An 11,465-nucleotide genomic window follows, 5' to 3' on the forward strand; every position below is an offset into this window, starting at 1 on the left:
CTAAGACACTCCTTCTAAAAAGAACAAACTCTGTAGCTTAACTTGACGTGCTACACGGCAAACATCTTTTTTAGTAACCTTCTCAATCTCATCTAGCCAATTCTCCAATGAAAGACTTTTATCACCAAAAATCACCTTATTAAAACGTTGTTCCACTAATGTTAAGGAATGATCTTCAGAGAGTAGGGCATTCATTCGTATGATTTTTTTGGTTTGATTCAGTAGAGAACTTGAAAAACGTCCTAATTTAATGTAATTCAATTCTCTACTAATTCCTCGCATAGCCTGATTTCTATTAGATTTTTCAATTCCAGCGTAAACTTCCAGTAAACCTGTAAAGATATCAAATTGACTACTAATTGAATAAGCCAATCCTTCCTTTTCTCGAAGTGTTGTAAACAAGACTGAATGGGCAAATTCACCGAACATGGCATTTAATACAATTAAAGCAAAGTAATGTTTATCTCCATATTGACACGGAAATTGGTACCCTAGATGTAAAATAGATTGACTACTCTGTCTAGGTTCTATCTTTTCTTTCACAACATTGACATAAGGTTGACTATAGCTAAACTGTAAATCAACTTGACGTCCTTCCAAAGGAAAACGATGTAAAGCTTGGAGTACTTGATAATCATCAAATTCTCCAACCATAAAGATATCAATACGATCTCTTGTCAACATACTTTGAAATTCTTGATAAGCTGTAAACGAGGTCTCTGCTTCAACAAGTTCTGCTTGACCATATTTTGGAACTTTCAAGCCCTCGTTTACAAAATAAAGCTCTCTTCCTTTAACTTCACTGTAATAGTAATTATTTTCTGTGTCAACATCCAGGTAGGTCATTAAATTTTGTTTTTCTATATCAAATACTTTATTTTGGTATTGAGCTACCCTTGACAGTGGCTTGTAAAGACACTCTTTCAAAAAACCTAGCACTTCCCAAAATAATCCATCATTCGTAGGGATAAAGGCATCTTTCAGATATGTCAACTCGATGTCAACACTATGTGTCAATCCTTTAGTTGACACTCTAGTTGACAACTGTGTTCCATAAAGAGAAGCTAGTCTCTCTTTAAAAGACTGTACTGTTGGATACGTCTGATTGGCTGTAGCCAACATTTGTGAAACTAGGGCTCGTTTAGCAATTGTTTGTTTATTCAAAGAACCTGTCATTCGAAAAACAATACGATTAGTTTTATATTTTTGTGTTGGAATGAAGTGTACATAGACACCATCAGCAATTTTCATTGATAACCTCTAAAAAGTTTATGCTTCCAATTATACCATTTTTATGCTATCTTATCTCAAGAGAAAGTTGAGGTACTATGGAATATAAATTATTTGATGAATACATCACACTACAAGCACTTTTAAAAGAATTAAGTATCATTCATAGTGGCGGAGCTATTAAAGGTTTCTTGGCTAAGAATACCGTTTTATTCAATGGTGAGGATGAAAAACGTCGTGGAAAAAAACTTCGTTATGGAGATGTTATTACCATTCCGTCTGAGGAACTTGAAATAACGATTGTAGCTCCTACTACAAATGAAATTGAAAAACATCAAAAAGCAGTCGCTGAAAAAGCACGTGTTGCTGCCATTGTTAAAAAAATGAATCAGGATAATAAAAAGAAACAAAAAGCACATCCGTCAAAAGAAAGCAATAAAACTAAACGAAACCCCGTTCGTTTCCCAGGAACCTAACTATGTGGCTCGAAAAAATTGATATTCAACACTTTAGAAATTATACTGAAGCCTCTGTGAGCTTCTCACCTCATCTCAATATTTTTCTTGGTCGCAATGCTCAAGGAAAAACAAATATTCTTGAGGCTATCTATTTTCTAGCATTGACACGTAGTCATCGGACCCGCTCAGATAAAGAACTAATTCAATTTCAGCAAAATACTCTAAAACTGAACGGCATCGTGCATCGTCATAGTGGTAAGCTACCTCTGGAAATCAGTTTATCTAATAAAGGACGCATAACAAAGGTTAACCACCTCAAACAAGCTAAATTATCCGATTATATCGGTCACATGACAGTGATTCTCTTTGCTCCTGAGAATTTACAACTTGTAAAAGGATCTCCAAGCCTAAGGCGTAAATTTATAGATATTGATTTAGGACAGATTAAGCCTGTTTATCTCTCAGACCTATCAAGTTATAATCATGTACTCAAACAACGTAATGCCTATCTCAAATCTACTGACAATGTAGACATTAATTTCCTCTCAGTGTTAGATGAACAGCTTTCCGATTTTGGAACACGAGTTATCGAACATAGACTAGAATTTATCAAGCAATTAGAGGAGGAGGCAGATAGACATCATAGTAACCTCTCAAATCAGATAGAGCGCCTTAAAATCTCCTACGAATCTAATATCCCACTGGAAAATAACAACGTTATTCGCGAATCATTTTTAACCACGTTAAAGCAAAATCACAAAAGAGATATCTTCAAAAAGAACACTGGTGTTGGTCCGCATAGGGATGATTTAACATTTTACATTAATGACATGAACGCATCTTTCGGTAGTCAGGGGCAGCAACGTAGTCTCATACTTTCTTTAAAAATGGCTGAGATTGCTCTGATAAAAAAAGTAACAGGTGAATTTCCTATTCTTCTCCTCGATGATGTCATGAGTGAGCTTGACAACCACCGTCAACTTAAACTGTTAGAAAGTATTGACGAAGAGGTTCAAACCTTCATGACGACAACTTCACTTGATCATCTGAGTAACCTACCACCTGATTTAAAGACCTTCTTAGTTAAGAACGGTAATATTTATGAAAAACAAGTCGATTAAACGACTTGTTTTTCTATTTTTTGGTAATTAACACATGTGACAAGCATCACCCAACAAGTTGTAAATTATTTTCGCCTGAACCCTTTTATCAAAAACTATACTCACGTAAATATGTTGTAAACTTATTGTAAAGGTTCCTGTACACAAAAAGTACTTATCTGAGATAAGTACTTTTATGTTTATTAATGAGCTGAGTAGTTAGGTGCCTCGTTGGTAATTTGAACATCGTGAGGGTGACTTTCAATAAGTCCTGCACCTGACATTTCAACAAACTGAGCTTTGTCATGTAAAGCTTGGATATCTTCTGCTCCTGTATAACCCATACCTGCACGGATACCACCAATCAATTGGAATACGATATCAGCAGCAGAACCTTTATAAGCTACACGGCCTTCAATTCCTTCTGGAACAAGTTTATTCGCTTCATTAACTGCACCTTGGAAGTAACGATCGCTTGATCCCTTCTTCATCGCTGCAATTGATCCCATACCACGGTAAGATTTGTATTTACGTCCTTGGAATATCTCAGTTTCACCTGGTGCTTCATCAGTACCAGCAAACATAGAACCAAGCATTACAGCATTACCACCTGCTGCGAGAGCTTTTACAATATCACCTGAGTATTTGATACCGCCATCAGCAATGATTGTTTTTCCGTATTCACGCGCAACGCTTGCAGCATCGTAAATAGCAGTGACTTGAGGAACACCTACACCAGCAACTACACGTGTTGTACAAATAGAACCTGGTCCGATACCTACTTTAACGACATCGACACCTGCTTCATAAAGTGCACGCGCACCTTCAGCTGTTGCAATATTTCCTGCAATCAAAGTACGGTCTGGGAAGTGGGCACGAATTTCAGCAATTTTACGAAGAACTCCTGCTGAATGACCATGTGCAGTATCAATAACAATAGCATCTGCCCCTGCTTCAAAGAGAGCTTCTGCACGTTCAAAAGTATCAGAAGTAACCCCAACAGCACCCGCTACCAAAAGACGACCAAATTCATCCTTAGCTGCATTAGGAAACTCAATAACTTTTTCGATATCCTTAATAGTAATGAGTCCTGACAAACGACCTTCTTCATCAACTAAAGGCAACTTTTCAATGCGGTGCTCATGAAGAATACTTTCAGCTGTCTCAAGATCTGTTCCAACTGAAGCAGTGACTAATTTCTCAGAAGTCATATGTTCTGAAATTTTTGTATCGTAATTAGAAATAAAACGCATATCACGGTTTGTGATAATACCAACCAATTTACGATTTTCAAGTGTCTCAACAATTGGAACTCCTGAAATACGGTAACGTTGCATCAACTCTTCAGCTTCAGCAACTTTATGTTCTGGTGTTAAGAAGAATGGATCAATGATGACACCATTTTCAGAGCGTTTTACTTTGCGAACTTCTTCAGCTTGTTCCGCAATAGACATGTTTTTGTGAATAACACCCAAGCCACCTGCACGAGCAATTGAGATAGCCATCTTACTATCTGTCACTGTATCCATGGCTGCAGTGATAATTGGAATATTTAATGTCAAATTTTTAGCTAATTTCGTCTTCAAGTTGACGTTGTTTGGTAGAACATGACTTTCCGCAGGAATAAGCAATACGTCATCAAAAGTGTAACCTTTTTTCAAGAATTTAGTGTCCCAATTTGACATTATAATCGTCCTCTTTTCTCAAAGTTTTGAGGTATAAAAACCCCAGTCTATTTTTTAATTGATAATATCATATCATGCTAAACAGATTTGTCAACAGATTTCGCACCAGATTATAAGAAAACCTTTTTCCAAATAAAAATAGGGGTCCAGATTATCTGGAGTCCCTATTTTTATTTCTTAGAAATAATTAATTCCCATTGCTTCTTTTACTTCTGCCAATGTTTGTCCAGCAACTTCACGCGCTGCTTGACTTCCGTTTTCAAGCATATGGAAAACTTCCCCCATATCCTTGGCATACTCTAAACGACGTTCACGAATTGGAGTCAACTCACGTTCTAAAATTTCTAGAAGATAACGTTTTGTTTTCACATCTCCCAAACCACCGCGCTGATAATGTTCCTTCATTTCAGCAATTGTAACAGCATCCTCTTCGCGACCAAAGATATCAAGATAATGGAAAACCATATTACCTTCGATTTGGCCTGGATCTTCCACACGAATATGATTTGGATCAGTATACATGCTCATTACTTTTTTACGAACAGTATCCTCATCATCTGAAAGGAAGATTCCATTCCCTAAGGATTTAGACATCTTAGCATTACCATCTAGACCTGGGAGGCGTCCTGCAGCTTCATTTTCAGGGTAGATTCCCTCTGGCTCAACCAAAATATCACAATTATAAGTATGATTGAAGCTACGTGCAATTTCACGTGTCTGCTCAATCATTGGCTTTTGGTCATTACCGACAGGAACATAATTTGCTTTAAAGGCCGTGATATCAGCTGCCTGAGAAATTGGATAAACTAGAAAGCCTGTTGGAATCGATTCTCCAAAGCCTTTTTGAGCAATTTCCGTCTTAACCGTTGGGTTACGCTCTAAACGTGCCAATGAAACTAGGTTCATGTAATACATAGTCAACTCAGCCAACTCAGGAATCTGACTTTGAATGAAAATGGTTGACTTCTCTGGATCCAATCCTACAGAAAGATAATCTAAAGCAACATTTCCAATCGATTCTTTGATGATTTCTGACTCTTTTGCGTGATCCGTAAGAGCTTGCTGATCAGCCAAGAAGACAAACATGTTATATTTATCTTCGTTTTGTAAAAGGACACGATTTTTTAAACTACCAACATAGTGTCCTAGATGAAGTTTCCCTGTTGGACGGTCTCCCGTCAAAATAATAGGTTTCGCCATGTAATTACCTCTCTAATACAAAAAATCCCCACGCAAAAATATGCGTGAGGGCGTTAATCACTTTTGATACGCGGTACCACCTCAGTTGATAACTCTTTGTAAAGCTATCATCTCAAAACTTCTCAACAAAGAAGTTGCACGGTAAGGGGTGCCAAACCTAACGTTTATGTGTTCACGTTACTCGTCAATTTTCCTCAGCCCATTCATTCCACCTTCATACTGGTTTACACCTACCACCAGCTCTCTAAAAAAGAAAGGAAGAATTACTCTTCTGATGACTATTATTCTACATTGTTTTATCTATTCTTGTCAAGATTATGTCTATAGTTTCACGTGAAACACAACCTCAGATACAACCAAAATAGTCATTACTTGACGGAAACTTAAAAAGACTTGATAATAAGAATATCATTTCTAGGAGATAATATATGAAACGTCGAATAATAGACATACTTTTAGTTACACTCGGTTCTTTTATTGCTGCGGTTGGCTATAACTCACTTTTAGTTAAGAATAATATTGCTTCAGGTGGTGTCGGAGGGCTAGCCATTAGTTTAAATGCCCTTTTTGGTTGGAATAATGCTAACTTCGTCTTAGCAACAACCATCCCTTTGTTAATTTTATGTTGGTGCTTTCTTGGCCGCGAAGTTCTCCTAAAAACCTTCTATGGGTCTCTTGTCTTCCCAACTTTTATCAAATTAACTGAGGGCTTACCTACACTCACCAAACAACCTTTATTGGCTGCTATTTTTGGTGGGATTGTATTAGGGTTAGGACTAGGAATAGTCTTTTATGGAAATTCTTCAACTGGAGGAACTGGAATTATCACGCAAATTCTCAACAAGTATACACCACTCCCGCTAGGAATGGTACTACTTATTGTCGATGGAATCATTGTCGCAATCAGTGCCATTGCCTTTCCTCCTGATACTGTTATGTATTCCATTCTCTCACTTGGAGTTGTTTCTCTTACAATTGATAAAATGATGGTCGGACTCAATTCATCACGAAATCTTCTAATCATTTCGCAAAATAGTGAACAAATCCTAAACTACATCACTAGAGTCGCTGATCGAGGAGCAACAAAAATCCCAATTCTTGGTGGACATACCGGACATGCACAAAACATGATTATGACTACCTTGTCAACTCGTGAGGTTCCAAAAGTTCAAGGAGAAATCCAAAAAATAGATGAAACTGCCTTTATCGTCATTGTTCCTGCTTCTACAGTTATGGGACGTGGATTTAGCCTCCAAAAAGATTACCAAAGAGTTCCAAATGACTTTATTAATCCCTTGTAAAATCAATTGAAATAAAGTCTAATTTCTCGTAAAATAGTAGTTAAGAATAAAAATAAAGGATATTATATGCTTACTGTATCAGATGTATCGCTTCGTTTTAGCGATCGTAAACTTTTTGATGATGTTAACATTGCCTTCACGCCAGGTAATACTTACGGTCTTATCGGTGCTAATGGTGCTGGTAAATCCACTTTTTTGAAAATTTTAGCTGGTGATATTGAACCAACAACAGGACATATCTCGCTTGGTCCTGATGAACGTCTTTCTGTCCTTCGTCAGAACCACTTTGACTATGAAGAAGAACGCGTTATCGATGTTGTTATTATGGGTAATGAACGCCTCTACGATATCATGAAAGAAAAAGATGCTATCTACATGAAAGAAGATTTTTCAGATGAAGATGGTGTCCGTGCTGCTGAATTAGAAGGACTCTTTGCTGAATTGGGTGGTTGGGAAGCTGAAAGCGAAGCCTCACAATTGCTTCAGAACCTAAATATCTCAGAAGACCTTCACTATCAAAACATGAGTGAATTGGCTAATGGTGACAAGGTGAAGGTGCTCCTTGCAAAAGCACTATTTGGTAAACCAGATGTACTTCTTCTTGACGAACCTACCAATGGTCTTGATATCCAGTCAATATCTTGGCTTGAAGATTTCTTGATTGATTTTGAAAATACGGTCATTGTCGTATCCCATGACCGTCACTTCTTGAATAAAGTGTGTACGCATATGGCCGACCTTGACTTTGGTAAAATCAAACTCTATGTCGGTAACTATGACTTCTGGAAACAATCTTCAGAATTGGCTGCACGCTTGCAGGCTGACCGTAATGCCAAAGCAGAAGAAAAAATTAAGGAACTTCAAGAATTCGTTGCACGTTTCTCTGCCAACGCTTCAAAATCTAAACAAGCGACTTCTCGTAAAAAGATGCTTGATAAAATTGAGCTAGAAGAAATCGTCCCATCAAGTCGTAAATACCCATTTATCAATTTCAAAGCAGAGCGTGAAATCGGTAATGACCTTCTAACAGTTGAAAATCTCACTGTTAAGATGGATGGTGAGACTATTCTTGACAACATTAGTTTCATCTTGCGACCAGGAGATAAGACTGCCATCATCGGTCAAAACGATATTCAAACAACTGCATTGATTCGTGCCCTTGCCGATGATATTGACTACGAAGGTACAATCAAATGGGGTGTTACTACTAGCCGCTCTTACCTTCCAAAAGACAATTCTAAAGACTTTGCATCTGGTGAATCAATTCTCGAATGGCTCCGTCAATTTGCCGAAAAAGGTGAAGATGATGATACCTTCTTACGTGGATTCCTTGGGCGTATGCTCTTCTCAGGAGATGAGGTTAATAAATCTGTCAGTGTTCTCTCAGGGGGAGAAAAGGTACGTGTCATGCTTTCTAAACTCATGCTTTTGAAATCTAACGTCCTTCTTCTAGATGATCCTACTAATCACTTGGATTTGGAATCAATCTCAAGTCTGAATGATGGCGTCCGTGACTTCAAAGAGTCTGTTATCTTTGCCAGTCATGACCATGAATTCATCCAAACAATAGCGAATCACATCGTAGTTGTTTCTAAAAATGGGGTAATTGACCGTATTGATGAAACTTATGATGAATTCCTTGAAAATGAAGAAGTGCAAGCTAAAGTCAAAGCACTATGGGCTGATTAAACTATAAAAAGATGCAGGTTGGGATATCCCAACCTGTCTTAGTATCATTATGACAAATAAAAAATACCATACGACTTTATTATTTTATCTGGCTGCTTTTTTCTTGCCAGTACTAATCATGATAGGGGTGCTGTATAGCCAAAAAATCTATCCTGGTAGTGAGCGGACTATTTTAACAAGTGATGGTTTTCATCAGTATGTGATTTTTGCAACTGGACTTAGGAATATACTTCATGGAGATGGAAGCCTCTTTTACACCTTTACAAGTGGTCTAGGTCTTAATTTCTATGCTCTAACAAGCTATTACTTAGGTTCCTTCTTGTCTCCACTTTACTATTTCTTTACTGTCAACCAAATGGCCGATGCTTTTTATTATATAACACTGCTTAAGTTCGGTCTTATTGGGCTCTCAGGAGCTTTTAGCTTTAAGCGTCTCTTTACAAAAGTGTCAAGAAGTTTCATCCTATGTCTTTCTACAGGATTTTCTTTGATGAGTTTTGCTACTAGTCAGTTAGAAATTAATACCTGGCTAGATGCCTTTATTCTAGCCCCTCTAATCATATTAGGTTTACACCTCTTACTAAGATTCAATAGACGGGGCTTATACTTTTTTAGTCTAACCTGCCTTTTTATCCAAAACTACTATTTTGGATATATGATGGCTATTTTCCTAACCCTTTACACCATAGTACAATTGATAACTATCAAGGGATGGAAGAGTAAGATTCTTCATTTCATAGACTTTGGAATTATTTCTATACTTGCTGGTTTAAGTAGTGCTGTCATGCTACTACCAACGCTACTTGACTTGACCACACATGGTGAAAAATTTACAGGTGCGTCAAGTTTGTTGACAGAGTCCACCTATTATTTTGACTTCTTTGCGAAAAATCTCGTTGGAGTTTACGATACTACTAAATTTGGATCAATCCCTATGATCTATGTGGGAATCTTACCTTTGATTCTTTTTCTACTTTTCTTTATTAGTAGGGAAGTCAAGCTATCATTACGTCTAGGTTATCTCCTATTAGTAGCTTTCTTTATCGCTAGCTTCTACTTACAGCCTCTTGATTTGTTTTGGCAAGGAATGCATGCCCCCAACATGTTTCTCCATCGCTATTCTTGGCTACTATCTCTCCTAATTGTTCTTTTGGCAGGAGAAACACTCAACCGAATAAAAAACTTTTCTTTTAAAAGACTCCTCCTATCTTTCTTAGTATTGAGTACCGCTTACTTACTAACTTGGATTTTCCAATCTCACTATAGCTTTATTGAATCAGTCTCCTGGCTATTAAGCCTAGCATTTCTTCTAGCCTATGCCATTCTATTTATTAGCTATTTTAGACAGCAAATTCCTGGTAGTGTTTTTCGCTGTTTCACCTTCTTATTCTGCATTTTTGAGCTTGCATTAAGTACTTACTATGTTGTTGGAGCTCTGGGAAATGAGTGGGTATTCCCAACTCGTGAAGGCTACCTACGAAATATGTCTTCCATTACAAAACTAGTTTCAGATACTAAGCAAGCGAATAAGACTTTTTACCGTACTGAAAGGTTAGAAGCTCAAACTGGTAACGACAGTATGAAATTCAATTATTATGGTATTTCTCAATTTTCATCCATTCGAAATACTGCTTCAAGCTCAACACTCGATAGGTTAGGCTTCAAATCTGAAGGGACTAATTTAAACCTACGTTACCAAAATAACACCATTATCGCTGATAGTCTCTTCGGAATAAAATATAATTTATCGAACTTTGACATTAATAAGTATGGTTTTAATCACGTAACTTCTGAGAAAACAATGGGGCTTTATCAAAATAATAATGCAAGCCAGCTTGCTATCTTAACTGATGGCATTTACAACAATATTGACCTCACTGTCAATACACTTGACAATCAAACTAGCTTGCTAAATGCCCTATCTGGACTCAACTTAAACTATTTTAAACGAGTTCCATCTCAACTCTTTGATCAAGATGCTAAGCCTTTGAATCAGCGCGTGGCTAAAAACGTTAGCAACTCGAATAAAGATTTTGTTACAATAACCTATCGAGTCATCGCTCCACCACATAGTCAACTCTATGTTAGTGTTCCTAATATTTCTTGGTCCGATGACAATAACCACTCTCTGTCAATTACTGTAAATGGTGTGACAAGAAATCAAGTTACTGACAATACCTTTGATTTCTTCGATCTTGGCTACTTTGAAACAGAAGCAATGGTTACCATCAAACTTAGTTTTCCTGGCAATAAAGCAATATCCTTTGATAATCCTAGTTTTTATGCCCTTGATACTAAAAACTATCAGATAGCTATGGATACTATTAATGACCGTGATAGTAAGGTTACGACGTCAAATAATAAAGTGTTCGTTGATTATAGTAGTAAAACGAATGCCTCACTATTCTTTACCATTCCATACGATAAGGGGTGGACAGCGACCATAAATCATAAAAAAGTTAAGATTCAACGCGCCCAAAAGGGGTTCATGAAAGTTGATGTCCCTAGTGGGAAAGGTAAAGTTGTTCTAACCTTCATTCCCTATGGTCTTAAGACAGGTTTATTGATTAGTCTATTGGCAAGTATCATATTTTGTTGCTACGCTTATTTCATCAGAAAAATAACTATTATTCGAAACAGCTGATTATCTTAAATTAAATAGGTCTGGGACAATTGTTCCAGACCTATTTATCTTTGGGTACAAAAAAACTCAAGCTATACAACTCGAGGTGTCTTATCACTCCGCCAGTAGGACTCGAACCTACGACATCATGATTAACAGTCATGCGCTACTACCAACTG

General features: G+C 37.2%; 8 protein-coding genes and 1 other annotated feature. Of the genes, 5 read left to right on the plus strand and 3 right to left on the minus strand.

Annotated features, from left to right (window positions below):
- Positions 1-1,251, minus strand: a complete 1,251-nt coding sequence (gene yfmF / locus ADF62_RS03395; protein ID WP_003095235.1) for an EF-P 5-aminopentanol modification-associated protein YfmF — start codon at positions 1,249-1,251, stop codon at positions 1-3.
- 77 nt (positions 1,252-1,328) lie between these two features.
- Here yfmF and yaaA point away from each other — a divergent pair, with 77 nt between their 5' ends.
- Both yaaA and recF read left to right on the plus strand, forming a co-directional pair.
- On the plus strand, positions 1,329-1,706 hold the full coding sequence (gene yaaA, locus ADF62_RS03400; RefSeq protein ID WP_048788073.1) for a S4 domain-containing protein YaaA: 378 nt from the start codon (positions 1,329-1,331) through the stop codon (positions 1,704-1,706).
- Positions 1,707-1,708: 2 nt separating this feature from the next.
- Positions 1,709-2,809: a DNA replication/repair protein RecF gene (gene recF, locus ADF62_RS03405; protein ID WP_048788074.1), complete on the plus strand. Its 1,101-nt coding sequence runs from the start codon at positions 1,709-1,711 to the stop codon at positions 2,807-2,809.
- 182 nt (positions 2,810-2,991) lie between these two features.
- On the opposite strand, the gene guaB is transcribed toward recF, so the two are convergent.
- Both guaB and trpS read right to left on the minus strand, forming a co-directional pair.
- Positions 2,992-4,473 (minus strand): IMP dehydrogenase, encoded by a 1,482-nt coding sequence (gene guaB, locus ADF62_RS03410; RefSeq protein WP_048788075.1) that lies wholly within the window; start codon positions 4,471-4,473, stop codon positions 2,992-2,994.
- 177 nt (positions 4,474-4,650) lie between these two features.
- Positions 4,651-5,673, minus strand: a complete 1,023-nt coding sequence (gene trpS / locus ADF62_RS03415; protein WP_048788076.1) for a tryptophan--tRNA ligase — start codon at positions 5,671-5,673, stop codon at positions 4,651-4,653.
- 43 nt (positions 5,674-5,716) lie between these two features.
- Positions 5,717-5,958 (minus strand) — a binding site (T-box leader).
- A gap of 143 nt (positions 5,959-6,101) precedes the next feature.
- On the opposite strand from trpS, the gene ADF62_RS03420 reads away from it, so the two are divergent.
- The 3 genes from ADF62_RS03420 (at position 6,102) to ADF62_RS03430 (ending at position 11,307) form a co-directional block, all read left to right on the plus strand.
- On the plus strand, positions 6,102-6,974 hold the full coding sequence (locus ADF62_RS03420) for a YitT family protein (protein WP_003095734.1): 873 nt from the start codon (positions 6,102-6,104) through the stop codon (positions 6,972-6,974).
- Positions 6,975-7,040: 66 nt separating this feature from the next.
- On the plus strand, positions 7,041-8,663 hold the full coding sequence (locus ADF62_RS03425; RefSeq protein WP_003095259.1) for an ABC-F family ATP-binding cassette domain-containing protein: 1,623 nt from the start codon (positions 7,041-7,043) through the stop codon (positions 8,661-8,663).
- 49 nt (positions 8,664-8,712) lie between these two features.
- Positions 8,713-11,307 (plus strand): YfhO family protein, encoded by a 2,595-nt coding sequence (locus ADF62_RS03430; RefSeq protein WP_048788077.1) that lies wholly within the window; start codon positions 8,713-8,715, stop codon positions 11,305-11,307.
- Positions 11,308-11,465 lie beyond the last annotated feature (158 nt).

The sequence above is a fragment of the Streptococcus sp. 1004_SSPC genome, assembly GCF_001069025.1.
Classification (GTDB): Bacteria; Bacillota; Bacilli; order Lactobacillales; family Streptococcaceae; genus Streptococcus; species Streptococcus vestibularis.